20 protein-coding genes are annotated in these 24,905 nt (G+C 73.9%); 7 read left to right on the top strand and 13 right to left on the bottom strand.

The window, feature by feature from the left end; translation table 11 throughout:
• Positions 1 to 119: 119 nt before the first annotated feature.
• The 11 genes from ACLQ2V_RS14200 to ACLQ2V_RS14150 form a co-directional block, all read right to left on the bottom strand.
• Positions 120 to 1,925, bottom strand: a complete 1,806-nt coding sequence (locus tag ACLQ2V_RS14200; RefSeq protein ID WP_425719207.1) for an ABC transporter ATP-binding protein — start codon at positions 1,923 to 1,925, stop codon at positions 120 to 122.
• 104 nt (positions 1,926 to 2,029) lie between these two features.
• Complete coding sequence (locus ACLQ2V_RS14195) at positions 2,030 to 3,736, bottom strand: ABC transporter ATP-binding protein (protein WP_425719206.1); 1,707 nt, start codon at positions 3,734 to 3,736, stop codon at positions 2,030 to 2,032.
• Between the two features lie 124 nt (positions 3,737 to 3,860).
• A complete protein-coding gene (locus ACLQ2V_RS14190; RefSeq protein ID WP_425718926.1) occupies positions 3,861 to 4,688 on the bottom strand; it encodes an ABC transporter ATP-binding protein in 828 nt (275 codons plus the stop codon).
• Positions 4,685 to 5,719 (bottom strand): FecCD family ABC transporter permease, encoded by a 1,035-nt coding sequence (locus ACLQ2V_RS14185; RefSeq protein ID WP_425718925.1) that lies wholly within the window; start codon positions 5,717 to 5,719, stop codon positions 4,685 to 4,687. Before ACLQ2V_RS14185 ends, ACLQ2V_RS14190 begins: the two co-directional genes overlap by 4 nt.
• The gene (locus ACLQ2V_RS14180; protein WP_425718924.1) at positions 5,716 to 6,759 is read right to left on the bottom strand and encodes a FecCD family ABC transporter permease; all 1,044 of its coding nucleotides are present in this window, start codon (positions 6,757 to 6,759) and stop codon (positions 5,716 to 5,718) included. Before ACLQ2V_RS14180 ends, ACLQ2V_RS14185 begins: the two co-directional genes overlap by 4 nt.
• Positions 6,756 to 7,784 (bottom strand): iron-siderophore ABC transporter substrate-binding protein, encoded by a 1,029-nt coding sequence (locus ACLQ2V_RS14175; RefSeq protein ID WP_425718923.1) that lies wholly within the window; start codon positions 7,782 to 7,784, stop codon positions 6,756 to 6,758. Before ACLQ2V_RS14175 ends, ACLQ2V_RS14180 begins: the two co-directional genes overlap by 4 nt.
• A gap of 288 nt (positions 7,785 to 8,072) precedes the next feature.
• Complete coding sequence (locus ACLQ2V_RS14170) at positions 8,073 to 8,723, bottom strand: hypothetical protein (protein ID WP_425718922.1); 651 nt, start codon at positions 8,721 to 8,723, stop codon at positions 8,073 to 8,075.
• Between the two features lie 134 nt (positions 8,724 to 8,857).
• Entirely contained in the window at positions 8,858 to 9,763 is a 906-nt protein-coding gene (locus tag ACLQ2V_RS14165) for a hypothetical protein (RefSeq protein ID WP_425718921.1), read from the bottom strand.
• 47 nt (positions 9,764 to 9,810) lie between these two features.
• Positions 9,811 to 10,902: a prenyltransferase gene (locus ACLQ2V_RS14160; RefSeq protein WP_425718920.1), complete on the bottom strand. Its 1,092-nt coding sequence runs from the start codon at positions 10,900 to 10,902 to the stop codon at positions 9,811 to 9,813.
• 105 nt (positions 10,903 to 11,007) lie between these two features.
• A complete protein-coding gene (locus tag ACLQ2V_RS14155) occupies positions 11,008 to 12,492 on the bottom strand; it encodes a class I adenylate-forming enzyme family protein (protein ID WP_425718919.1) in 1,485 nt (494 codons plus the stop codon).
• Complete coding sequence (locus tag ACLQ2V_RS14150; RefSeq protein ID WP_425718918.1) at positions 12,482 to 14,026, bottom strand: NAD(P)-binding domain-containing protein; 1,545 nt, start codon at positions 14,024 to 14,026, stop codon at positions 12,482 to 12,484. The genes ACLQ2V_RS14155 and ACLQ2V_RS14150 overlap by 11 nt, the downstream gene beginning before the upstream one ends.
• A gap of 63 nt (positions 14,027 to 14,089) precedes the next feature.
• Between ACLQ2V_RS14150 and ACLQ2V_RS14145 the strand changes: the two genes are divergently transcribed.
• From ACLQ2V_RS14145 to ACLQ2V_RS14115, 7 genes are read left to right on the top strand one after another with little or no spacing between them, the layout of a single operon-like run.
• Positions 14,090 to 15,607 carry an aromatic amino acid ammonia-lyase gene (locus ACLQ2V_RS14145; protein ID WP_425718917.1) on the top strand — a complete coding sequence of 506 codons (1,518 nt, stop codon included), beginning with the start codon at positions 14,090 to 14,092 and terminating at the stop codon, positions 15,605 to 15,607.
• A complete protein-coding gene (locus ACLQ2V_RS14140; RefSeq protein ID WP_425718916.1) occupies positions 15,597 to 17,159 on the top strand; it encodes an NAD(P)-binding domain-containing protein in 1,563 nt (520 codons plus the stop codon). The genes ACLQ2V_RS14145 and ACLQ2V_RS14140 overlap by 11 nt, the downstream gene beginning before the upstream one ends.
• A gap of 10 nt (positions 17,160 to 17,169) precedes the next feature.
• Complete coding sequence (locus tag ACLQ2V_RS14135; RefSeq protein ID WP_425718915.1) at positions 17,170 to 18,222, top strand: alpha-hydroxy acid oxidase; 1,053 nt, start codon at positions 17,170 to 17,172, stop codon at positions 18,220 to 18,222.
• Complete coding sequence (locus ACLQ2V_RS14130) at positions 18,219 to 19,553, top strand: cytochrome P450 (protein ID WP_425718914.1); 1,335 nt, start codon at positions 18,219 to 18,221, stop codon at positions 19,551 to 19,553. The genes ACLQ2V_RS14135 and ACLQ2V_RS14130 overlap by 4 nt, the downstream gene beginning before the upstream one ends.
• Positions 19,550 to 20,812, top strand: coding sequence for a cation:proton antiporter (locus tag ACLQ2V_RS14125; RefSeq protein WP_425718913.1), 1,263 nt, complete (start codon positions 19,550 to 19,552; stop codon positions 20,810 to 20,812). Before ACLQ2V_RS14130 ends, ACLQ2V_RS14125 begins: the two co-directional genes overlap by 4 nt.
• A 56-nt stretch (positions 20,813 to 20,868) precedes the next feature.
• On the top strand, positions 20,869 to 21,540 hold the full coding sequence (locus tag ACLQ2V_RS14120; protein ID WP_425718912.1) for a response regulator transcription factor: 672 nt from the start codon (positions 20,869 to 20,871) through the stop codon (positions 21,538 to 21,540).
• Between the two features lie 50 nt (positions 21,541 to 21,590).
• Entirely contained in the window at positions 21,591 to 22,751 is a 1,161-nt protein-coding gene (locus tag ACLQ2V_RS14115; protein WP_425718911.1) for a sensor histidine kinase, read from the top strand.
• 100 nt (positions 22,752 to 22,851) lie between these two features.
• On the opposite strand, the gene ACLQ2V_RS14110 is transcribed toward ACLQ2V_RS14115, so the two are convergent.
• Both ACLQ2V_RS14110 and ACLQ2V_RS14105 read right to left on the bottom strand, forming a co-directional pair.
• A complete protein-coding gene (locus tag ACLQ2V_RS14110) occupies positions 22,852 to 23,172 on the bottom strand; it encodes an NIPSNAP family protein (RefSeq protein WP_425718910.1) in 321 nt (106 codons plus the stop codon).
• Between the two features lie 260 nt (positions 23,173 to 23,432).
• Positions 23,433 to 24,857, bottom strand: a complete 1,425-nt coding sequence (locus tag ACLQ2V_RS14105) for an RICIN domain-containing protein (protein WP_425718909.1) — start codon at positions 24,855 to 24,857, stop codon at positions 23,433 to 23,435.
• Positions 24,858 to 24,905 lie beyond the last annotated feature (48 nt).

Raw genomic sequence — 24,905 nt, 5'->3', positions numbered from 1 at the left:
CCGTCACAGAACGCCGCCATGCTAACCGAGGCCCCCCGAGCCGCTCCGCCGCCCCGCCCCGGAGATCAGCCAGATCTTGGAAGCTTCCGGCCCCTGGAGGGGCCCTTCGCTTCCAAGATCTAGCGGTGCTGGTGGTGGCCGGCCGGGACGGCCGAATCGGCGGTGCTCCAGGAACGCCACAGCCGGCTGTAGCCGCCGCCGGCGGCCAGCAGCTCGTCGTGCGTGCCGTGCTCGACGACGCGTCCGTGCTCCATCACGACGACCCGGTCCGCGGCGGCCGCCTGGCTGAGCCGGTGGGCCACGATCAGCGTGGTACGGCCCTCGGTGGCCGCCACCGCGGCGCGGTCGAGCTCCCGCGCGCCCGCGCTCCCCGCCTCGGCGGTGGCCTCGTCGAGGACCGCGACGGCGGGGTCGGCGAGGACCAGCCGGGCCAGGGCGAGCTGCTGGGCGCGGGCGGCGGTGAGCTGCCGCCCGCCCTCCCCCACGCCGGTCGCGAGGCCGTCGGGCAGGGTACGCAGCCAGCCGGCGGCCCCCACCAGGTCGAGGGCGGCGACGAGTTCGGCGTCGGTGGCGTCCGGGGCGGCCAGGCGCAGGTCGTCGCCGAGCGGCCCGGCGAAGACGTGCACCTCCTGGCTGACCAGGGCGATCTCCCGGCGTACCCGGTCCTCGCCCAGCCCGCTCAGCGGCACCCCCCGCAGACGCACCGAGCCTTCGGTGGGGGCGATGATCCCGGCGGCGATGCCGGCCAGTGTGCTCTTGCCCGCCCCGCTGGCCCCGACCAGCGCCACGCGTTCGCCGGGCGTCAGGCGCAGGGTCACCTCCTCGAGCACGACGGGCCCGTCGTCGTAGCGGTGCCGGCCGACGACCACCTCCAACGCGGCCGGCTCGGCCTCCCCCACGACGGTGGGTCGTGCCGCGCGGGTGGGCGCGGCGGCTTCGGCACCGGCGGTCGAGGCGGGCAGCGTGGCGACGCCGACGAGTCGGGCGAGGCTCGCCCCGGCCTGCAGCACGGCGTCCGCCTGCATCAGCAGCAGGCCGATCGGGTTGAACAGGCGGTGGAAGAAGAGCGCGGCGGTGGTGGCGGCCCCCACGGTGACCAGGTCGTCGCGGACCAGCAGGAAGCCGGCCAGCAGCACGGCGGCGAGCCCCAGGAACTCCGCCCGGTTCATCCGCAGCCCGAAGCGGGTGTGCAGGCTGAAGATCTCCAGCGACAGGTCGCGGGCCACGGCGGAACGCTCGGCGATCCGCGCCACGTGGGCGTCCTCCAGCCGGTAGGCGCGTACCGTCGCCGCGCCGCGCAGCGACCCGGCCATGGCCTGCGCCCGCTCGCCGGTGGCCACCCGTTCCCGCGCGTAGTACGGCACCGAGCGCCGCAGGTACCAGCGCAGCGCCAGCGCGTACGCGGGGGCGGCGGCGAGCCCGGCGAGGCCGAGCCGCCAGTCGAGGGCGAAGAGCCCCAGCGCGGTCAGCACGATGGAGAGCAGCGCGCCGACGAAGGCGGGACCGCTGGTGGTGATCACGTTCGTCACCACGGCCACGTCGTCGCCGGCGCGGGCCACCAGGTCACCGGTCCCGGCCCGCTCGAGGGTGGCCGAGGGCAGGTGCAGGGCCCGGTCGAGGACCCGCTCGCGCAGCCGGGCCAGCACGGTCTCGCCCAGTCGGGCGGCGACGGCGGCCCCGGCGGCGGTGAGCAGGCCGGCGAGGAGCGCGGCGCCGGCGATCACGCCCGCCCAGGCCACGATCCGGGTGGTGCCGGCGGCGGCGATGACGTCGTCGACGAGGCGGCCGAGCACCCAGGGGGCGACGAGCCCACCGGCGGCGGCGGCGACCAGCAGCGTGCCGGCGACGGCGCTGAGCACGGGCAGCCGGGCGAACTCGGCCCGCAGGGCGGCCCAGGTCTGCCGGGTGGTGGCGATCGGGAGCAGCCGGCGGGATTCGGCGCCGGTCGTGACGGGCCCGTCGGTCGTGGGTTCGTCGGTGGTGCCGGGCCCGTCGGTCGTGGGTTCGTCGGTCGTGGTGGCTTCGTCGGTCACCGCAGGACCTCCTCCCGGTAGCGGGCGTCGGCAGCCAGCAGCCGCTCGTGGGGGCCCTCGGCGACGACCCGGCCACCGTCGAGCACGGCCACCCGGTGGGCGATCCGCAGCAGGGCCGGGCTGCTGGTGACCAGCACCGTGCCCCGGCCCGCCGTGGCGCGGGCCGCCGTCAGCCCCTCGGCGACCAGCGCCTCGGTCACCGCGTCGACCGCCGTGGTGGGGTCGTGCAGCACCAGCACCGGCGGGTCGGCGGCGAGTGCCCTGGCCAGGCCGATGCGCTGGCGCTGCCCGCCGGAGAGGTTCGCCCCCCGCTCGGTGAGCACCCGGTCCAGGCCGTGCGGGTGCGCGGCCAGCACGTCCTCGGCCGCCGCGGCCCGGACCGCGACGCCCAGGGCCGCCTCGTCGGCCGCGCCGCCAGCGATCAGGTTGTCCCGCAGCGTCCCCTCGAAGAGCGCCACGTCGTGCTGTTCGACCAGGACCGTGCCGCGCAGGGCGTCGACGTGCAGTTCCTCGGCGGGCGTGTCGTCGACGTACCAGGTGCCCCGGTAGTCCTCGCGGGGGACCCGGCCGGACAGCAGCGTGACCAGGGCCTCCCCGTCGCTCGGGTCGTAGGCCAGCACGCCGAGGACCTCGCCGGCGTCGAGGTGCAGGCTGATCCCGTCGAGCCCGGCGTACCCGACCTGGTCGAGGCGCAGCCGCGACGGGCCCGGGGCGGGCGGCCCGGCGGTGCCCGGCCGCACGAGCGGGGCGGCGCCGAGCACCTGGGCCACCCGCCCCGCCGAGGCGCGGGCCATGGCGTGCAGCTGCACGCAGTAGCCCAGCGTCTGCACGGGCTCGGCGACGAACTGGGCCAGCCCGACCACGGCGACGAGTTCGCCGACGGTGAGCCGGCCCTGCAGCGCGAGCCAGCCGGCGACGCCGGCGACCGCCGCGAGGAAGAGGCCGTTGACGGTGGTGGTGAGCCCCAGGTGCAGGCCCTTGGTGGTGGCGGCGCGCAGGGTCACGTCGAGGGCGTGGCCGCTGGCACGGGCGTACCGGCGGGCGGCGTGGTCCTGCGCGCCGATGCCGCGCAGCACCCGCAGCCCGGTGACGAGGTCCACGGCCAACGCGGTGGTGGTGGCGAGGGCCTCCTGCTGGGCGGCGCTGCGCCGGGTGAGCAGCGGTGCCATCCGTTGCAGGGCGAGGACCACCAGCGGCACCCCGACGAGCACGCCGAGCCCGAGCGGGACGTCGACGACGAGCAGCGCGACGGCCGCGACCACCAGGGCGGTGACCGCCGCGGCGGTCAGCCCCGCGACGCGTACGACGAGCGCGGTCAGCTCGGCGTCGGAGGCGGTGACGTTCAGCAGCTCGCCGTGGCGCAGGGCCGAGCGGCGGCCGCGCGGGTCCAGGGCGCTGCCGGCGATCTCGACCCGCAGGGTGTGCGCCTCGTGCTCCAGGGCGGCGTAGGACTGGCGCGCGCCGGTGCGGTAGGCGAAGGCGAGCACGGTGAACAGGGCCGCCAGCCCGGCCAGCGAGACCAGCAGCGCCCGCACGTCCCCGGTGGCGACCGCGCGGTCGATGATGACGCCGATCGCGACCGGCACGAGGGCCTCGGCGGCCTGGTGGGTGCAGAGCAGCGCGACGCCGGTCACCAGCCGGCGGCGCTGGCGGCGCAGGGCCCGGCGCAGCACCGTCGCGCCGCTGATCTGGTCGCCCGCCACGGGGCTCAACGTCCTGCGGGTACGAGGGAACAGGTGCACACGGTCAGGGCCTCCCAGCGGTCAGGGGACAGGTTAGCCTCGCCTAATCTTCGGCGGCTTCCCGGGTGCCGGTCCGGGCCCCGCGTCAGCCCTGCGGGGCGGGGCTCGGGCGGCCGGTGACGTGGTGTCGGCCGATCGGCAGCATCAGCGGCTTGCCCGACGTCGGGTCGACGATGACCCGGCTCTCCAGGCCGAACACCGCCCGGACGCACTCCTCGGTCAGCACCCGGGCCGGCTCGCCCGCCGCGTAGAGCCGCCCGGCGGCGAGCGCGATCAGGTGGTCGGCGTACCGGGCGGCGAGGTTCAGGTCGTGCAGCACCATGACGATCGTCGTCCCGCGCGTGCGGTTGAGGTCGGTGAGCAGGTCGAGGACCTCGACCTGGTGGCTGACGTCGAGGAACGTCGTCGGCTCGTCGAGCAGCAGCAGGTCGGTCTGCTGGGCCAGCGCCATCGCGATCCAGACCCGTTGCCGCTGCCCGCCGGAGAGCTCGTCGACCGGGCGGTCGGCGAGCTGCGCCGTCTGGGTCGCGTCCAGGGCCGCCGCCACGGCGGCGTCGTCGTCGCGGCTCCACCGCGACAGCATCCGCTGGTGCGGGTTGCGGCCCCGACCGACGAGGTCGGCCACGGTGATCCCCTCGGGCGCGGTCGGCGACTGGGGCAGCAGCCCGAGGGTACGGGCCAACTGCTTGGCCGGCATCCGGTGCACCTGCTTGCCGTCGAGCAGGACGTGGCCGGCGCGCGGGCTCAGCAGGCGCGACATCGCGCGCAGCAGGGTCGACTTGCCGCAGGCGTTCGCGCCGACGATCGCCGTGATCGCCCCGGCGGGCACGGCGAGGTCCAGCGACTCGACGACGACCCGGTCGGCGTAGCCGAGCGTCAGCTGCTCGACGGCGAGCGTGTGGGTGGCGGTCACAGCGAGCCTCCGGCGCGGTTGGTGCGGACGAGCAGGTAGATGAGGTACGGGGCGCCGAGCACGCCGGTGACGACCCCCACCGGGTAGCGGATGGCGAAGGCGTACTGGCCGATGAAGTCGGCGACGAGCACCAGCAGGGCGCCGACCAGGGCGGCGGGGAGCAGCAGCGAGCCGGCCGGGCCGACGAGCCGGGCGGCGATCGGCCCGGCGAGGAACGCCACGAAGGCGATCGGCCCGGTGGCCGCGGTGGCGAAGGCGATCAGGGCGACGGCCGCCACGATGACCACGATCCGGGTGCGTTCCAGCCGGACCCCGAGCGCCGCCGCCGTGTCGTCGCCGAGCTGCATCATGGCGAGGTTGCGGCCCTGGCCGAGCAGGACCGGCGCGCCGACGGCCACGGCGAGGGCCACCGGGACGGTCTCGGCCCAGGTCGCGCCGTTGAGGCTGCCGGTGAGCCAGCGCATCGCCTCCTGCAGGTCCCACTCGGCGGCCTGGCTGAGCACGTACGCGGTCAGGCTGTCGAGCATGGCGGCGATGCCGATGCCGATGAGCACGAGGCGGGTGCCGGCGACGCCGTCGGAGAACGACAGGGTGTAGACGAGCAGCGCCACCGCCAGCCCGGCGACGATCGCGAAGGCGGAGACGCCGGCCTCGCCGAGGTGCAGCACCACGATCGCGAAGGCGGCGGCGGCGCTCGCGCCGGAGCTGATGCCGATGATGTCGGGGCTGGCCAGGGGGTTGCGCAGCATCGTCTGGAAGGTGACGCCGCCGATGCCGAAGCAGGCCCCGGCCAGCACCGCCAGCACCGCCCGGGGCAGGCGGAGGGTGCCGACGGTGAACGACGCCCCGGGGACGTCCGCGCCGCGCAGCACCGCCCACACGTCGGCGGGCGGGTAGAAGGTGCGCCCGGCCATCAGCGAGACGGCGAACCCGGCGACGACGAGGGCGGCGAGCACGCCGAGCACGAGACGTCGGCGGCGGGCGCGGCGGATCCGGCCGTGGGTGACGGCGGCGAGGGTCGCGGCGCTCACAGCTCGCGTACCTTCTGCCGGCGCACGATGTGGATGAACAGCGGCGCCCCGATCAGCGCCGTGACGATGCCCACGTCGATCTCCGCCGGGCGGGCCACCACCCGGCCGACGACGTCCGAGGCGGTCAGCAGCGCCGCGCCGAGGAGCGCGGAGAAGGGCAGCAGCCAGCGGTGGTCCAGCCCGATCAGCAGGCGGCAGACGTGCGGGACGACCAGGCCGACGAAGCCGATCGGCCCGGCGACCGCCGTGGCGGCCCCGCAGAGCAGCACCGCGCCGGCCGCCGCGACGCCCCGGACCAGGGCGACCCGTTCGCCGAGCCCCGCCGCGAGGTCGTCGCCGAGCGCGAGGGAGTTCAGGGCCCGGGCCGACAGCAGGCAGATCACCAGGCCCACGGCGAGGAACGGCAGGGCCTGCCGGATGCTGTCGTAGGTCGCGCCGCCGACCCCGCCGATCTGCCAGGAGCGGAAACCGCCGGCCACGTCGTTGCGGGGCAGCACGAAGGCGCTGATCAGCGAGGCGAGCGCGGCGGAGGTGGCGGCGCCGGCGAGGGCGAGCTTGAGCGGCGTCGCGCCGCCGCGCCCGAGGGAGCCGACGGCGTACACGAAGACGGCCGCGAGGCCGGCGCCGAGGATGCCCAGCCAGAGGTAGCTGGTCGCCGAGGAGAGGCCGAAGGTGACCATGCCGACGACCACGGCGAGCGACGCGCCCATGTTCACACCCAGGATGCCGGGGTCGGCCAGCGGGTTGCGGGTGACCCCCTGCATGACGGCCCCGGCCAGGCCGAGGGCCGCGCCGACGGTCACCGCGAGCAGGGTGCGGGGGATCCGCTTGGTGACGGCGGCCTGCTCCATGGTCGCGTCCGCGCCCTGGATCGCGGCGAGGATGTCGGCCCAGGTGACGGCGCGGGAGCCGAGCGCGACCGACGCCGCCATCAGGGCCAGCAGCACCCCGGCGGTGACGAGGAACCACAGCAGGCGCACCCGTGCCGGACGCCGCAGTACGGCGACGTCCGGCACGGCGGGGGCGGCGAGCGGGGTCATGACACCTTGTCGGCGGCCTTGGCGAGCATCGCGACGTAGTCGTCCAGCACGAACGGGATGGCCAGCGGGGTCGGGTTCGCGGCGGTGCCCAGCGGGGTGGTGCCGGAGAGCATGACCACCGAGCCGCGCTTGATCGCGGGGATCTTCGACAGCAGCGGGTCGGCCTGCGCGGCGGCCAGCAGCTTGTCGTCGCCGTAGGCGACGATCACGTCCACGTCGTCGAAGACCTGGATCTGCTCGGCGCTCTGGCTGAGGGTGAACTTGTCGGTGCCGGCGGAGAGCTTCGCGATGCTGCCGGGGACCTTCATGCCGAGGTCGGTGAAGAACTGCGCGCGGGTGTCGAGCGCCGTGTAGAAGCCGATCTTGCTCAGGTCGGTCGGGTCGACGTGCGTCATGAACATCGTCGACTTCCCGGCCAGCTGCGGGTGCTTGGCGGTGGCGTCGGCCATCTGCTTCTCGACGTCGGCGATCAGCGCGTCGCCCTCCTTGGCCAGGCCGAGGGCCTGGCTCTCCAGCTTGATCGTGTCGCGCCAGGCGGTGGCCCAGGGCGCCTTCGGGTAGGCGACCACCGGGGCGATCTTGCTCAGGGTGTCGTAGTCCTGCTTCGTCAGGCCCGAGTAGGCGGCGAGGATGACGTCGGGCTTGGTGTCGGCCACCGCCTCGAAGTTGATGCCGTCGTTCTCGTCGAAGAGCACCGGCGTGGTGCCGCCGAGCGTCTTGAGCTTCTCGCTGACCCAGGGCAGGACGCCGTCGCCGTCGTCGTCGCCGAAGTTGGCCTTCGCCATGCCCACGGGCACGATGCCGAGCGCCAGCGGCACCTCGTGGTTGGCCCACGCCACGGTCGCCACCCGCGTGGGCTTCTGCGTGATCGTGGTCGTGCCGAGCGCGTGGGTGATCGTGACCGGGAACGCCGCGGCGGCACCGTCGGCGGGGGCCTCGGCGGCCGTCGAGGACTCGCCACAGGCGGCGAGCGCCAGTGTCGCGGCCAGGGCGACGGCCCCGGCCAGGAAGCGGTTCGAGCGCATGAAGCAACTCCTGTGCTGAAGTAAGGGGAGCCTAACCTAACACAGGATTTCGGCTGCTCAGGGCCTACCCCATGCGTCGATTCCGCTCCCGACGCCACCGCCGGCCCGGCCCATCGTGGACCGAGCCACGACGCAGGCCGCCCCCCAGCCGGCCCGGTGGGTCGAGTCCTCGGGCTGACGGGAGGGCGGCGCGGGTTCGCTCCCCCGGTCGGGCGGGGGCGCGGGGTCACAGCCCCGGCCGGGCGGGGGCGCGGGGTCACAGCCCCGGCCGGGCGGGGGCGGTGCGGGTCAGTCCCCGGAACCGACGGGGGCGGCTCCGTTGTCGACGAAGTCGAAGGCGACACCCTTACCGGCGTCGCCCTCGCCCATCCGCTCGGCGATCAGGCCATGCTGGTCCAGCGCGCGCAGGTAACGCTTGCCCGCACCCCGGATGGTGTACGTCGGACGGCCCTCGCTCTCCTCCGACGTCCTCTCGATGGTGAAGAGCTGACCGGCCCGGCCGGCGTCGCAGGGCGCGGCCACGACCGTCGCCGGTGCGTCGTCGTCGCGCAGCCCCATGCAGTCGGGCTCGCCGCCGCCCTGCGGCTTCGCGGTCCGGATCTGGTGCATGTTCCCCTTGGCGGGCGCCAGCACGAAGAGGCTCTTGTCGCTCTCCCCGTCGGTCAGGTTCAGCCGGCCCTTGGCGTCGACCGCGAGGATCGACTCGAACGCCTCGACCGGCCGCAGCACGACCTGCCGTTCCCCCCGCAGGATCGGGCTCGGCGCGGAGCCGTCCGGCGGTGGGTCGTTCTTCGACCGTGAGCTGGTGGGCTCGGGCGCACCCGACGACCCGCCGGCCGAGGTGGACGTCGAGGTCGTCGGGGTAGCGGTGGAATCGCCGGGCGCGGGCGCCGGCGCGGGCGTACAGGCCGTCAGGGCGGCGGCGAGACCGACGCTCAACGCGACGCCGACAGTGGCGCGAAGGGCGGTCGTGGCACGCGGGGGCCTGGTCAACCTGATCAGCTCCTCTATCCGGTTTCCCGCACGCTACCGGCCACCGACGGGGGCCGCAGCCCACCGGCCGGGGCGCGGCGTCAGTGCGCGGTGCCGCCGCCGGGTCGACCCGGGCCGGTGCCGGAACGCCGGTTGCCCAGGCGCGGGGCCCGGACCACCGGGGTGCTGCCGGCGGCCGGGCGAGCGCCCCGAGCGGCCCCGGCGACCAGATCATCGGGATCACGGGCGAGGAGCTGCCGAATGTGCGGCGGCGTCAACTCCGACGCCGCCAACGCCTGCCGAACCTGCACCGAACGGTCGTCAACCAGACGACGCAGATCATCCTCGGCCAGCTCGACCGCGCGAACCAGCGCGACCCGCACATCCACCACCGGGTCCTGAGCGAGGGCGCTGCGCTGGGCGGCCGTGGTACGCGGATTACGGGCCAGCCCCTTGCGCACACGCGCCGTGCGATCGGCCAGCAAGGCGGTGATCACCTCAGGATCGTGGGTGTGGGTGGCGAGCCGCTCCCGCACCTCCGGCGAAACATCCTCAATCAGCCGGGCGGCCAGCTCCGGCTCCAACTCCCGACTCTCCGCGAGCAGACCCCGCAGTTCCTTGTCCGAGGTCTCCGCCATCACCCGGCGCACCGACTCGTCACACGCCGGATTACCGGCAACCGCCCACCGAACCCACCGGTCAGCGTCCTTGACCAACCGCAACAGGTTGCCCACCGAGGTCGACGGGTTCCGCGCCACCGCCTCCCGCACCTGACGATCAGGGTCCCGAGTCAGCGTGCGCAGAGCCTGCGCGGGCGCATCGACCCGCGACGCGACCGCCCTGCGCACCACCTCCGACGAATCGGACGCCAACTCGATCAACGCCAGCTGCGACGCAGCCGGGTCCTGCGCGAGAACGAGCCGCGCGTCACCGCCGGACGCCCCATCGGCGGCCACACCTGACCCACGGTGACGGTCGGACCCACCGACGTCCTGCTGCTTACCCATGCGGGCAATCATGTCACGAGCCCACCGGGCAGCTGCACGCCTGGCGGCTACCGCCCCGGCAATGGACGCCCGGCGGAGCGCCGCGCCAGCCACATCCGGTGGGCGAAGAGCAGCCCGTAGCCGGCGAGGACCGCGCCGAGCACCGCCAGCGCGCCGGTGTCGGCGGAGCGGCGCGCCGCGTCCAGGAGCACGCCCAGCATCGCCGCCGCGACGATCAGGGAGACGTGGTTCGACGCCCAGAACACCACCGGCGTCATCCGCCCGGGGTCGAGATCGCGCATCGCGCCGCCCCGGAGCCTGCCGACCAGCCAGACCGACAGCGGCGCGGTGGCGGCCATCGCGGCCCAGACCAGCCACGGCACCCAGCCGACCAGCGCGAGGGCGGTGAGCAGCGCGTACGCGACCACCTGGGCGCCGGTGACCACGCGCACGGCCAGCCGGTAGCCGATGATGACCGGCAGCGTGCGCTTGCCGACCGTCTCGTCGGAGCGGCGGTCACCCAGGTTCATCACCATCATCCGGGCCACCTGGAGCACCGCGGTGGGCGCCAGCACGGCCAACAGCAGCATCGGCACGGCGTCGGCCTGGAGCACCACCGCGACGACGGGCCACAGGCCGTTGAGGATCGCGGCGACCGTCAACTCGCCCGCGCCGCGATAGTTCAGCCGCAGCGGCGGCGCGGTGTAGAACCAGGCCAGCACCACGGCGGCGGTGGCGAGCACGCGCGCCTGCCAGGACGGCATGACGGCCACCAGCAGCGTTGCGGCGCTGAACAGCACGAACGAGGCACCGAGCGACACGATGGGGGCGACCGACCCGTCCACGAGCGCCCGGCTGCCGCCCGTCCACGGGGTGAAGTAGACGTTCGCCCGGTCGGCCTCCAGATCGAAGTACTCGTTGCAGTAGTGGGTCATCACGTGGACCGTCCACGCGAAGAGTTGCGCGACGGCGTACCAGGTGAGGTCGAGGGGGTGGCCCTGGTGCACCGACACCGCCACGGCGAGGCCCACCGGCAGGACGTTGTAGAGCAGGAAGCGCAGCCGGGCCAGCCGGAGGAAGTCCCTCCAGCGGGCACCGCCCGGCCCGGCGGCCCGCTGTCGAGGCTCCTGGATCTGCTGAGGTTCCCGCGTCGCGGCCATGCGTCAGCGCCTCCCGTAGTCCGACGATGACAGCAATCTATATGAATACGCCGATGCTGCCGACGAGTGGGCCGGGTCCCGGCGGGCGACCGAACGCCCGCCCGCTCACCGGCTCGGGACAGCTCCCGGCCCGGCTGCCAGCGCCCGCTTGTCCGGTTTGCCGCTCGGCCCCACCGGAACCCCGCTGATCAGCCGGATCGTCCGGGGGGCGGCGGCCTCCCCCAGCGCCGCCGCCACCAGCGCCCGCAGCCGTGCGGCCTCGGGGCACCGGCCGGCCGCCGGCACCACGTACGCGTGCACCGCCTCCCCGGTGACGTCGTCGGGCCGGCCGACGACGTACGCCTCCGCGACCTCGGCGTCGGCGGCGAGGACCCGTTCGACCGGGCCGGCGTAGACCACGTTGGCGTTGACGATGACGACGTCCCGCAGCCGGCCGAGCAGGTGCAGGTAGCCGTCGGCGTCCAGCCGGGCCAGGTCGCGGGTGCGGACCCAGCCGTCGACGAAGACCTCGGCGCTCTCGGCCGGGTCCGCCCAGTAGGCGGCCGCCTGCGCCGGTGTCCGCACGAAGAGCTCACCCTGGGTGGCGGGGCGGCCCTGGGCGTCGCGGATGGCCACGTCGACGGCCTCGGGTGGCCGGCCGACCGAGGCGAGCGCGGCCGGGGACGCCAGCATCTCGGCCGGCGTGCTCATGGCGATCATGCCGGTTTCGGTCTGCCCGTAGCCGTGGAAGACCACCGGGCCGAGCACGTCGAGCGCCTCGGCGAGCCGGCTCGGGGTCAGCGGTGAACCGGAGACCACCAGGGCCCGCAGGCTGCTCAGGTCGGTCGGGCCGGCGCGCTGGGCCTGGACGAGTTGGTGCAGCTTGCCGACGGTGATCACGCTGGCGGTCGCCCGGTGCCGGCTGATCATGCCGGGGAAGCCCGGGGGGCGGGCGGCCACCAGGGTGCCGCCGGCGGTCAGCGTGAGGATGCCGTACTCCAGCATCACCTGGCTGCTCAGCGAGCCGAAGACCAGGTAGCGCCGCAACCGGGGGGCCAGGTCGGCGATCGCCGGCGGCCACCGGTCGGGGTACGGGGCCCAGGCCGCGCTCATCGCCGCGTACGTCTGGGCGCAGCCCTTGGGGTCACCGGTGCTGCCGCTGGTCCAGATGATCCGGGCGACGTCGCCTGCGCGGCCGGCGGCGACCAGGGCGACCCCGTCGTCGGGCGCGGCCACCAGGCCGGTGAGGCGGGCGTCGTCGACGAGCAGGGCCGGGGCGTCGCCGGCGAGCAGGCGGGCCAGCTGCGCCGGGGTCACTTCGGGTCGGATGCCGGAGACCCGGGCGCCGACGGCGAAGGCGGCGATGGTCGCCGCGAAGGCCTCCGGGGTGACGCCGAGCCGCAGCGCCACCCCGGTGCCGGGGCCGACGCCGGCGGCCCGCAGCCCGGCGACGATGCGGCGGACCAGCCCGGACATCTCCGCCGCGGTGACCACCCGGTCGCCGTCCTCGAAGACCGGCCGGTCGCCGCCGCCGGCCAGCAGGTCCAGGATCGGCTGCGGCCAGAGCTCAGCCGGTGTCGAGGAGGCAGCCGGCCAGAGCTCAGCCGGCATCGGAGAGGACGCCCTTGACGAAGAGCGCGAGGGGCTGGTGGTGCACGGCGGGCAGGGTCCAGTCGTTCTCCAGGTTCTCCGCCAGGTGGTGCGTGGCGACGACCCGGCCGCCCCGGTGCACCCGCACGACGGGGTGCAGGTAGCTGGCGTCGTGGGCGTGCTCGGCGTCGTTCTCGGCGATCCGGGGAATCGTGACGTCGAAGGGGTCGACCTGGTCGTGGTCCGGCCCGTACTCGAGGGTGACCACCAGGGCGAACGGGTCGGGGCCGAGGCCGCCGTCGTGCAGGTAACCGACCGGCACCTCCTCGTGGTACCGGGCGGTGCCGCCGTCGACGGTGACCACGTCGCCGAGGACGGCGAACTGCTGCCACAGCGCCGAGGTCCGGTTGATCCGGGCGATGATCGCTTCGGTGATCGCCTCCGGGGTGGCGTCGAGCCGGGTCGCCGGCCACGGGAGGTCGTGGTGGCGGGCGTCGAGGATCCGGTGCAGGGCGCGCACCCCGTACCGGAAGCCGTGGATGAACCCGCTGGTCGAGCGCTTGAAGTCGCGCTGCTGGGTGAGGGTGCCGGCGAAGTGCAGTCCGGGCACGTTCACCGACTCGTACGCCGAGGTCTGCTCGGGGAAGCGGTCGTCGATGACCAGGCGCGGCCGGGCCGACGCGTCGAAGATGCTCGGGTCGAACCGGAAGCCGGTGCAGAGGATGACCCGGTCGTAGTCGATCCGCCGGATCGACTCGACGCTGCGGGCGTACCGGAAGTCGATCCGGTAGCCGCCGTCGTCGCGCCGGGCGATCCGCTCCACGGTGCCGTCGAGGACCGCGTTCTGCGACTTGAGCTGGTACGTGTCGAGGAAGTTGTTGTTCACCGCGCGCAGGTGCCCGACGTAGTGCGACTGCCAGGCCAGCTTGATCGAGTGTGGGCCGGCGACGTGGATGACCGCGGCGGTCTCGACGAGGGCGTCGGCGGTCTCGAAGGCCGAGTTGCCCTTGCCGATGATGAGGACGCGCTGGTTGGTGAAGTCCGCCGGGTCCACGGTGACGGTGTCGTACCGTTCGGCGAGCGCGGCGCCCTCGATCGGCGGGACGTAGAGCTGGGAGACGCCGGTGGCGACGATGACGCGGCGGGCGGTCATCCGCTCGCCCTCGGTGTCGACGGTGAAGAGCTCGCCGTCGCGGGCGACCCGGGTGACCCGGGTGTCGTAGCTGATCCGCAGGCCCCGGGCGAAGTCGGCGAGGTAGCGCACCAGGTCGGCGGCGTCGGGGAAGTAGCGCCGGCTGTAGTTCTTGAACAGCAGGGCCGGGTCGTCGGTGAGCAGCGAGTTCCAGTCCGCGCGCAGGTTGAACTCCGGATCGTCGGAGCCCGTCCAGACCTTGTTGATCGAGATGAGCTGCCGGTGTCGCGGATAGGTGGCGAAGAAGGTGCCCGGCGTCGGGCCGGCCTCCACCACCAGGTAGTCGCGGCCGTCGCGCGCCAGCAGGGCGGCGAGCTGGAGCCCGGCCGGCCCGGCTCCGATGATCAGGTAGTCGAGCGTCATGCAGCGCAACGTAGCCAGCCGATCTCAAAACGTTCTGAGAATCCGCCTCTAGGGTCCGGTCGCATGACGACAGAGGTTGACCTCGCGGCCCCGCTGCGGATCGCCGACCTGGCCGCCGCCCGTGACCCGGTCCGGGTCGTGGTCGGGCCCCAGCTCCGCGACCGGGTCGCCACCGCCCGCAGGTTCCTGTCCAAGGTGCTCGGCGACGACCGGGCGGTGTACGGCAGCACCACCGGCTTCGGTGCCCTCGTCGGGTACGCGGGCCGCGCCGACCTGCGCGACCAGGCCGACAACACCCTCGCCCACCTCGGCGCGGGCCACGGCCCGGACCTCGACCGCGAGGTCGTCCGCGCGACCATGCTGATCCGGGCCTGGTCGCTGGCCCGCGCCGCGTCGGGGGTCTCCCCGCACGTCATCGACGCGCTCGCGGCGATGCTGGCGACCACCTTCACGCCCGCGGTGCCGAGGCTGGGCTCGGTGGGGGCCAGCGGTGACCTGATCCCGCTGGGCGCGGCCGCCCAGGCGCTGCGGGGCCGGGGGCACGCCTACCTCGACGGGGTACGGCTGCCGGCGGCCGAGGCGCTGCGGCGGGCCGGCCTGGAACCGCTGCCGCTGGACGGCCGGGACGCCCTCGCCCTGGTCAACGGGACGTCGCTGACCACCGCGGCGACCGCGCTGGCGCTGCGCTCCGTGCGCGCCTCGCACCGGGCGGCGCAGGTGCTCACCTGCCTGCTGTTCGACCTGCTCGGCAGCGACCCGCAGTTCCTCGACGCCCGGCTGCTGCGGGCGTACGGCCACCCGGGCGCGATCGAGGTGGGCGCGTGGATGCGGCGGGTCGGCGCCGGGTGCGTGGCGTCCGGCCGACGCCCGTTGCAGGAGCCGTACAGCATCCGCTGCTCACCGCAGTTGCTCGGTGCGGCCGAGGACGCCCTGCGGCACGTCGACGCCGTCGTCGCCGCCGACCTCGGCAGCGTCAGCGACAACCCGTTGTTCTTCCCCGACGACGACGCCGTCGTGCACGGCGGCAACTTCTTCGGCCAGCCGGCCGCGTTCGCCGCCGACCTGCTGTCGATGGTCGTGGCGCAGGTCGGCAACCTCGCCGAACGGCAACTCGACCTGCTCGTCGACCCGCACCGCAACGGCGGGCTGCCGCCGATGCTGGCCGCCGGCCCGGGGCAGCAGCACGGGTTGCAGGGCGTGCAGCTGGCGTCGACCGCCCTGATCGCCGAGATCCGCCGGGACGCCGTGCCCGCGAGCATGCAGAGCCTGCCGACCAACCTGCACAACCAGGACGTCATCCCGCTCGGCACCCAGGCCGCCCTGCGGGCGCTGGACCAGGCCCGGCTGCTGCACCTCATCGTCGGGTCGCTGGCGGTGGGGCTGCGCCAGGCCGCGTACGTCGGCGCGCGGGCGCCGACCGCGCCCGGCTGCGCGGCGGTGCTGGCGGCGCTGGCCGAGGCCGTGCCCCCGGTCGACCCGGACCGGCCCCTCGACGGTGACGTGCGGCGGGCCGCCGACGTCGTCACCACGCTCGACCTGCCCTCGACCTCTCCAACCCCGGATGGTTGCCGTGACGCTTGATTACCTGATCATCGGGGCCGGCCCGGCCGGTCTCCAGTTGGCCGCGCTGCTCGAGGCCGACGGGAAACGCGACTACCTGGTGTTGGAGGGCGCGGAGATCCCGGGGGCGTTCTTCGCCACCTTCCCCCGGCACCGGCAACTGATCTCGATCAACAAGCCGCACACGGGTTCCGACGACGCCGAGGCGAACCTGCGGCTGGACTGGAACTCGCTGCTCAGCGACGACCCGTCGCTGCGGTTCACCCGCTACACCCAGCGGTACTTCCCGCACGCCGACGTGATGCTCCGCTACCTGGCGGACTTCGCCGCGAAGACCGGGGTGCGGGTGCGCTACGGCGCCCGGGTCACCTCGGTGGCCAGGGTGGACGGCGGCTTCGAGGTCCGGGCCGGCGAGACGTTCCGGGCCCGCCGCGTGATCGTCGCCACCGGCGTGTCGAAGCCGTACGAGCCGCCGATCCCGGGCCTGGAGCTGGCCGAGCGGTACGCGCAGATGTCCGTGGACCCGCGCGACTACCTCGACCAGAAGGTGCTGATCATCGGCAAGGGCAACTCCGCGTTCGAGACCGCGGAGAACCTGATGGAGACCACCACGCTGATCCACCTCGCCGGGCCGAGCTCGATCCGGATGGCCTGGCGCACCCACTACGTCGGGCACCTGCGCGCGGTGAACAACAACTTCCTGGACACGTACCAGCTCAAGTCGGCGAACGCGATCCTGGACGGCCAGATCAAGCGGATCGCGCGCGACGGCGACGGCCTGCGGGTGACGTTCTCGTTCTCCCGGGCGAACGAGGTCGTCAAGGAGCTGTGGTACGACCGGGTGATCGCCTGCACCGGCTTCGCCTTCGACCCGTCGATCTTCGACGAGAGCTGCCGGCCGGCGCTGACGATCTCCGACCGCTTCCCGGCCCAGACCCCGGCGTGGGAGTCGGTGAACGTGCCCGGCCTGTACTTCGCCGGGACGCTGTCGCAGGAACGGGACTTCAAGCGCTCCACCAACGGCTTCATCCACGGCTTCCGCTACGCGGTGCGGGCGCTGCACAAGATCCTCGAACGCCGGTACGGGGAGACGCCGTGGCCGGCGGAGAAGCTGGACGCCACCGCGGAGGCCATCGCCGATGCCGTCGTCGCCCGGATCAACCGCACCTCGGCCCTGTGGCAGCAGTTCGGTGTCCTCGCCGACGTGGTCACCGTGGCCGGGCCGGACGCCCGCTACCACGACGAGGTGCCGGTCGAGTACTTCGCCGAGACCGGCCTGCGCACCCCCGACCACGACTACGCGCACGCCTTCGTCGTCACCCTGGAGTACGGCCCCGAACACGACCAGGTGGATCCGTTCGACGTCACGGTCAACCGGGTGGCGCAGGACGTCGTCGGCCAGGCCCACGACGCCGCGTACCTGCATCCGGTCGTCCGCCACCACCGGGCGGGGCGGGTGGTGGCCACCCATCACCTGGCGGAGAACCTGGAGAATCGCTGGGATCGGCCGGAGGTGCACGTGGCGCCGCTGGTCGCGTTCCTCGACCGCTGCCTCACCGGTGTCGAGGGTTGAGGTGCCCGCGATGGACGAGGCGGGGCTGAACCTGGCCGACGTGGCGGCCGACGCGCGTCGTCGCCTGGACCCGACGCGCTGGGACTACTTCGCCGGCGGGGCCGGCGGCGAACGCACGGCCCGGGCCAACGAGGAGGCGTTCGCCAGGCGGTGGATCGTGCCCCGGGTGCTGCGCGGGGTGGGCGAGCGCGACCTGGAGATCTCGCTGCTCGGCAGCGCGGTCTCGATGCCGGTGCTGATCGCCCCGACCGCGTTCCACCGGCTGGCCCACCCCGACGGTGAGGTGGCCACCGCCCGCGCCGCCGCCGAGGCCGGCACGGTCATGGTGGTCAGCATGGCCGCCACCCGGCGGGTCGAGGAGATCGCCGCGGCCGGCGGAACGCCCTGGTTCCAGCTCTACCCGCAGCCGGACCTGGAATTCACCACCGCCGTGGTGCGGCGGGCCGAGGCCGCCGGCTGCCGGGCCCTGGTCGTGACGGTCGACTCCCCCGTGTTCGGCCGGCGGGACCGCGACCTGCGGCACGGTTTCGTCGACCTGCCGCCCGGGATGGTCTGCGAGAACATGCGCGACGCGACCGGCCAGGTCCGCGACATCGAGATGGACGCCGGGTTGAGCTGGGAGCGGATCGCCTGGCTGCGCGGGGTCACGACGCTGCCGATCCTGCTCAAGGGGGTGCTGCACCCGGCCGACGCCCGGCTGGCCGTCGAGCACGGCGTCGACGGCGTGCTGGTCTCCAACCACGGCGGCCGGCAGCTCGACGGCGCGCTCGCCACCCTGGACGCGCTGCCCGCGGTCGTCGAGGCCGTCGCCGGGCGGCTGCCGGTGCTGCTCGACGGCGGCGTCCGCCGGGGCGTCGACGTCCTGGTGGCGCTGGCGCTCGGCGCGAGCGCCGTGCTGGTGGGCCGCCCCGTGCTCTGGGGGCTCGCGGTGGGCGGCGCCGCCGGGGTGCGGCACGTGCTGGAGCTGTTGCGCGCCGACCTCGACGGGGCGCTGGCGCTGGCCGGCGCGACGAGACCGGGCGACCTCGGCGTCGACCTGATCGCCCCGGCGGCCCGCCCGTGAGCGCCCCGGTCGTCCTGGGCGCCCTGGTCGCGCTCGGCACGGCCTGGGCCGTCCCGCGCTGGCTGCCCCCGGCGGTGGTCCGGCTCCGGGAGTGGGTCTTCGCCAGGGTCAACGGCGCGGAGGGCATCCCGGTGCCGGGCCCGACCGTCGGCGTCGAGCACTTCGAGCGGCTGTACGCGGACCCGGCGGCCGACGGGCGCAGCCGGGGGGCCGGGCTGTCGGACCTGTTCTGGTACTGGCTCTCCCCCGGAGCGCACATGCACCAGGAGCATCTGGAGCCCGGCGAGCGTTACCGCGTCGTGGCCGGCACGACCAGGCGGGTGCTCGCGGTACGGCAGCCGCGCGCGGACGACCTGACGACCGCCGCCACCCGGCGGGTGCTCGACGGGTTGCCCGCCGGGCGGACCCAGCACGTGCGGCTGCGCGACCTGATGATGCCGGTGTGGGCCGAGGTCTGCTACGAACTGGTCTTCGACGAGGCGTGCCCGGCCGACGCGCGGGCGCTGATCGTCGCCAACGCCACCGACGTGGTCGCCGCGCTGAAGTGCACCGGCCTTCGGCACCTGCGGCGGCGCGACCCGCTGACCCGTTACCTGCGCGACCGCGTCGACGCGGGAACCTGCCCGGTGACGCTGCCGCCGCCGTTCACCGCCCAGGAGACGGCCTGGTACCTGCACGGGGCCTTCTTCACCACGGCGGTCGTGCAGATGTCCGAGGCGATGGCGCACGTGCTGCTGGACCTCGCCACCCATCCCGAGCGGCAGCGTGGCCTCGACGACGCCGCGCTGGACCGGGCGATCGACGAGTCGCTGCGGCTGCACCCGCTCTTCGGTGTCGCGCACCGGATCACCTCCGCGCCGATCACCCTGCCCACGGGGGTGTCGCTGCCCACCGGATCGGTGCTGCTGTTCAACTACCCGGCGTTCCAGCGCGCCGGGGCCGCCGACGACCGCTTCGACCCGGACCGGTGGCGGACCCTCACCCGCCGCGACGCCCACTTCGTCCCGTACGGGATCACCGCGAACCGGGCCTGCCCGGCGCGGGGGGTCGCGCCGGTGATGCTGCGCGCCGCGACCCGTGAGGTGCTGCGCCGGTACGCCCTGAGCTCGTCGGTCTCCCACAGCCGGTCGCTGCCCAGCCGGGGGCCGGCGTACCTGACACCGGTGGGGTTCGCGGGCCCCGGCCGGCTGCGGCTGGGCGTGATGCGGTGGCGGGACCGCTGGGCCGACGTGGGCCGCAGCGTCCGGCAACTGGTGTTCGGTGCCTGGATGGTCGTCGACGCCCGTCGACTGCGCCTGTGCGGCAACTACTTCGAGGAGACTGCCCGATGACCCCGACGGAGCTGGCACCACGGTTCTTCATCGCGGTCGCGGTGATCCTGCTCTTCTGCAAGGGGGTGGCCTGGCTGCTCGGCAGGGCCGGTCAGCCCGCCGTGGTCAGCGAGATGCTGGCCGGCGTGCTGCTCGGCCCGTCGCTGCTCGGGCTGCTCCTGCCGCAGGTGCAGGACGCCCTCTTCCCGACCGCCCTGCTCCCCGTCCTCTACGTGGTCGGCCAGGTCGGCCTGGTGCTGTTCATGTTCCAGGCCGGGTACGCGTTCACCGCGCACCGCGTCACCGGTCTCGCCGGCACCGCCGGGGTGGTGTCGCTGGCCGGGGTGGCCGCACCGCTCGCGCTGGGGGTCCTGCTGGTCCTGGCCACCTCCGGTGTCGTGCCGATCAGGGCGGAGGGGACCTCGCTCGCGGTCTCGGCCGCGTTCGTCGGCGTCGCGCTGGCCATCACCGCCTTCCCGATGCTGGCCCGGATCATCACCGAACGCGGCCACGCCGGCACCCGGCACGGCACCCTCTCCCTGGCCAGCGGCGCGATCGACGACATGGTCGCCTGGATCATGCTCGCCGTCGTGCTGGCCTTCGCCTCCGGCCGGGCCGGCCCGGCGATCGTCACCGCGGGCGGGGCGGTCCTCTTCGGGCTGGTGCTCTGGTTCGGCGGTCGCCGGACGACCACCGCGCTGATGACCGGCCCTGGCCTCAACGACCGCGCCCGGCTGCTCGGCACGGTGGTCCTGCTCTTCCTGGTGGCCTGGTACACCGACGAGATCGGGCTGTACGCGGTTTTCGGCGCCTTCGCGGTGGGCGTGGTCATGCCCCGCACCGAGAACACCGACAAGGTGGTGGACACCCTCACCCCGATCGCCGCCACGGTCTTCCTGCCGCTGTTCTTCACGTACTCGGGCCTGCGCACGGAGTTCGGGCTGCTCGGCAGCCTGCCGGTGCTGCTCTTCGCGCTGGCCTGCGTGCTGGTGGCGATCATCGGCAAGTACGGCGCCTGCTGGGCGGCGGCCCGGCTGCGCGGCGAGCCGCAGGGAGTCGCGCTGCGGGTGGGCGCGCTGATGAACGCCCGGGGGCTGATGCAGCTCATCGCGCTGAACGTGGGCTTGGAGGCGGGCATCGTGAACCCGTCGCTGTTCACCGTGCTGGTGCTGGTCGCGCTGACCACCACGCTGATGACCACGCCGCTGCTGAGCTGGATCGAGCGGCGGGAGGCCCGGCCGGCCGCCGCGCCCACGCCGGCCCTGGCTGTTTCGGAGTGACGAAGGAGACAGCCACCGCACATTGCATCGGCACTCTTCTATGCAATCGTGGAGGGGTGCACGGCGGAAGACCGAACCGGCTGCTGCTGATCGAGGACGACGCGGATCTCACGGAGTTGCTCACCGAGACACTGGTCGAGGAGGGTTACGTCGTCGACCGCGCCCCCGACGGCCAACGCGGTCTGCACCTCGGCCTGACCCGCGCGTACGACGTGCTGGTCGTCGACCGGCTGCTGCCGGTGCTCGACGGTCTCGACCTGATCACCCGGCTGCGCTCGCGGGGCGTCCCGGCCCGGACGCTGATGCTCACCGCGCTCGGCACGGTCGACGATCGGATCGCCGGGCTGGACGCGGGCGCCGACGACTACCTGGTCAAGCCCTTCGACCTGGACGAGCTGAGCGCGCGGGTACGGGCGCTGTGCCGGCGCACCGCCGAGTCCACCGTCGTCCTGCGGGTCGGCACCGGGCGGCTCGACCTGACGGCGCGCGACGCCGTGCTGGCCGACGGCACCCGGGTGGCGCTCTCCGCCCGCGAGTTCGAGTTGCTGCGGGTGCTGGCGGCCCGGCCGAACACCGTGCACCCCCGCAACGAGCTGCGCCGACGGGTCTTCGACGACACCGCTGCGGCATCGATCGTCGACACCTACGTCTACTACCTGCGGCGCAAGCTCGGGCGGCCGGTGATCCGCACCGTGCACGGGCTCGGCTACCGGCTCGGCAGGCTCTGATCGAGCCGGCCGAGCGGGCCGTCGTCCGGCGGGCCCGAATCCGGATCGCCGTGCTGGTCGCCCTGACCATCGGCACCCTGCTGGCATCCGGCGGCGCCATCTCGTACGCGGCGCTGGTCCGCCACCAGGAGGCCCAGATCCAGCGGGAGCTCGCCTGGGGCACCCGGTACGGCACGATCGCCGACCCGCCGGTGTGCGTGTGGATCTTCGAGTACGACGGCAGCACCGTCGAGGCCGGCACCGCCCCGCCGACCGGCTTCCCGTTGCGCGACGCGCTGGTCCGCGTCGCGGCCACCCGGAGCACCGAGACCAGCAGCGTCGCCCGCGACGCGACGGTCTACCACGTCCGCACCGAGGCCCGGGGCGACGTCGTCGTCCAGGCCGTCTTCGACGCGCGTTTCCAGCTCTCCGACCGCCGCCACCTGCTGTTCGCGTTCAGCCTCGCCGCGACCGTCGGGATCATCGCCGCCGTGCTGACCGCCCTGCTCGTCAGTTGCCGGGCCGTCGCACCGCTCGCGGAGGCGCTGACCCGCCAGCGCCGCTTCGTCGCCGACGCCAGCCACGAACTGCGCACCCCGATCGCCCAGGTGCACACCCGCGCCCAGCTGATGGCCCGGCGGGCGCGGACCGCCGGCTCGACGCCGCACCTGCACGACCTGGAACTGCTGATCGGCACCACCCGCCGGCTCGGTGAGGTCGTCGACGACCTGCTGCTCTCGGCCCAACTCGCCGCGGCCCCCGCCGGCCGTTCTCCGCGCCCGCCGGTCGACCTCACCTCGCTGGTCGCGACGACAGCCGCCGCCGAATCCGAACGCGCCGCCGAACGCCGGGTCACGCTCACGGTGGACACGCCCGGCGCCCCCCTGCCCGTGCCCGGGGTCGAGTCGGCGCTGCGCCGGGTCGTGAGCGAGCTGCTGGCGAACGCGCTGGCCCACACCCCCGCCGGGGGCCGGATCGGCGTGACGCTGCGGGCCGGCGACGGCCAGGCCGAACTCGTGGTCGCCGACACCGGGGACGGCTTCGACCAGGCCGACGCGCAGCGGCTCTTCGACCGGTTCCACCGGGGCACGAACGCCGGGGAGCGCCGCTTCGGGCTGGGGCTGGCCCTGCTGCGGGAGGTCGTCACCAGTCACCACGGCACGATCGAGGCCCAGGGCCATCCGGGCCGGGGCGCGACCTTCACGGTGCGCCTGCCCTCGACCCGCGAGTGAGGCCAGGCTCCGCGAACTCGCGCCGACGACGCCTCGTCACCGCTCGGCCGCCGGGGTGTCCGGGTCGCCGGCCACACCCGCTGCGGCCGGCAGCCCGATGTCACCCGATGGGCTCGACGGGCAGCAGCGGGCGCATGAACGTCCGCTCGTAGCGCACCACGCAACCCGACTCCTCGCGGATGCGGTCGGCGGCGACGAAATCCGGGTCGCTGCCGAAGCGCGCCCGGTAACGCTCGTAGGCGGCCAGGCTCTCGAAGCTGAACAGCGCCTCGGCCTTGTCGCTGGCCCCCTCGGCGGGCAGGAAGTAACCGTGGTGCACGCCACCGTGCCGGTTCACCAGCCACATCCATTCGTGGGCGAAGCGCTCGAACGCCTCGATCTGCGCCGGGTCGATGGTGTAGTGCACGACACAGGTGATCATTGAGCCACCCTACGACGCGGGATACGCGGCGTGGATGTCGCCGTCGTACAGCCGCCAGCAGAAGTCGTTCATCCGCGCCGCGACGAGCCGGACCTGCTGGCCCCGTACGTGTACCACTGGGCCGGCACGCCGGCGAAGACCGCCACCGTGACCCGGGCAGGGAGCTGCGCTCGGTGACCCTGCCCGACGACCCCCGCATCAGGCTCTACGCCCTCACCCTGAGCTGACCCGCCGCGTTGCTCACCGGCACACCCGGCGGGTCAGCGTCGGGTCCACTGCTGGTTGGCGCCGCCGTTGCACGTCCACTGATCCACCACCGCGCCGTCGGCGGAGCTCCAATCGGCCACGTCCAGACACTTGCCGCTGTGCCGGGCGACCAGCTGCGTCGTCGCGCCCGAGGCGCGCAGCTGCCACTGCTGGTGGTACGCGCCGGCAGCGCAGCTCCACTGGATGACGGCAGCACCATCGGCGCGTGAGCCGTCGGCCACGTCGAGGCACTTGCCGCTGTGCTGGGCGACGAGGCGGTAGTAGCCGCCGCCGGCGTCGTCGAGGGCGAACCTCTGGTTGCCGCCGCTGCCGCAGCTCCACTGGATCACGGTGGCGCCGTCCGCGCCGGAGCCGCCGTTGACGTCGAGGCACTTGCCGCTGTAGCCGGCCACGAACTGCGGGGACGCCCCGGAACCGACGATCACGCCGGTGGCGGCGTCGATGGTGAGACCGGGGCTCCAGGTCATGCTCATCGTCGTGGCGGTGGGAAAGCTCAACGGGAGCCAGACGTACTTCGAGGCGTTGACCTGTTGGCCGTCGCCGGCCCAGCGATCGCCCAGGTAGAGGTAGCTGGTGGTCTGCGTGCCCTGCACGGCCAGGACGTAGGCGGTCTGGGATCCGAAGGCGGTGCCGTCGCCCACGTTCTGCAGGCCGCTCCAGGAGCCGACGACGCTCGACGCCGTGGCGTACTTCTGCTGGTTGGGTGCCCAGCCGGTGGCGCCGGAGGTGAGCAGGAAGTAGACGCCGCCGCGCTTGAACATGGCCGGTGCCTCGCGGTAGCTGCCCGGCCAGAGGTTCTGCACCCGGGCGCTGACGCTCAGATAGTCGGCGGTCAGGCGGTAGACGTGCAGGTCCCGGTTGTCGTTGGCCGCGGAGATCATGTACGCCGTGCCGTCGTCGTCCTTGAACAAAGTGATGTCGCGCGACATGTGGTTCAGCGGGCGCGTCGCGCCCCGGTAGACGTAGTTGCCGTCCACCGTCGACGAGGTGGCGACCGCGGCCTGAGCCTCGGAGTAGTCGCGGCCGTTCTCCTTGTGCATCCACATCACGAACTGACCGGTGGCGCTGTTGTAGATCACCTTCGGTCGTTCGATGTTCGCCGTCTGGAGTTGGGGAGAGGACGCCTGGGTCAGCACGTTGTTGCGCCATTCCCAGTTCTTCAGGTCCGACGAGCGGTAGACCGAGACGTACCGGAAGGTGTTGTCGGTGTTGCGGTTCTCGCCGAACCAGTAGTAGTAGTCGCCCACCTTGAGCACACCGCCGCCGTGCGCATGCAGCGGGTTGCCGGCGGTGTCGGTGAACTGGGTGCCGTTGGTGATGCCCACCGGCGCGGCCTGCGCGGGGCGGGCGACGCCCGCTCCGGCCGCCGTGAGCAGTGCCGCCAGCAGCACCGCGAGCGCTCGTCTCGACGTCAGCACGTCATTCTCCGATCCTTCACTGAGCCACGTGGCCGCTTCGGTGTGGTC

The sequence above is a fragment of the Micromonospora sp. DT233 genome, from assembly GCF_049841815.1.
GTDB lineage: Bacteria > Actinomycetota > Actinomycetes > Mycobacteriales > Micromonosporaceae > Micromonospora.
The sequence above is the reverse complement of the archived record's forward strand: the minus strand, read 5'-3'. Positions and strand labels throughout refer to the sequence as shown.

What these genes read in the sequence shown, in the direction of transcription:
- ACLQ2V_RS14180 (WP_425718924.1), bottom strand. Translation starts at nt 6,759, where the DNA reads ATGACCCCGCTCGCCGCCCCCGCCGTGCCGGACGTCGCCGTACTGCGG.
- ACLQ2V_RS14175 (WP_425718923.1), bottom strand. Translation starts at nt 7,784, where the DNA reads ATGCGCTCGAACCGCTTCCTGGCCGGGGCCGTCGCCCTGGCCGCGACA.
- ACLQ2V_RS14165 (WP_425718921.1), bottom strand. Translation starts at nt 9,763, where the DNA reads ATGGGTAAGCAGCAGGACGTCGGTGGGTCCGACCGTCACCGTGGGTCA.
- ACLQ2V_RS14160 (WP_425718920.1), bottom strand. Translation starts at nt 10,902, where the DNA reads ATGGCCGCGACGCGGGAACCTCAGCAGATCCAGGAGCCTCGACAGCGG.
- ACLQ2V_RS14155 (WP_425718919.1), bottom strand. Translation starts at nt 12,492, where the DNA reads ATGCCGGCTGAGCTCTGGCCGGCTGCCTCCTCGACACCGGCTGAGCTC.
- ACLQ2V_RS14150 (WP_425718918.1), bottom strand. Translation starts at nt 14,026, where the DNA reads ATGACGCTCGACTACCTGATCATCGGAGCCGGGCCGGCCGGGCTCCAG.
- ACLQ2V_RS14145 (WP_425718917.1), top strand. Translation starts at nt 14,090, where the DNA reads ATGACGACAGAGGTTGACCTCGCGGCCCCGCTGCGGATCGCCGACCTG.
- ACLQ2V_RS14135 (WP_425718915.1), top strand. Translation starts at nt 17,170, where the DNA reads ATGGACGAGGCGGGGCTGAACCTGGCCGACGTGGCGGCCGACGCGCGT.
- ACLQ2V_RS14125 (WP_425718913.1), top strand. Translation starts at nt 19,550, where the DNA reads ATGACCCCGACGGAGCTGGCACCACGGTTCTTCATCGCGGTCGCGGTG.
- ACLQ2V_RS14110 (WP_425718910.1), bottom strand. Translation starts at nt 23,172, where the DNA reads ATGATCACCTGTGTCGTGCACTACACCATCGACCCGGCGCAGATCGAG.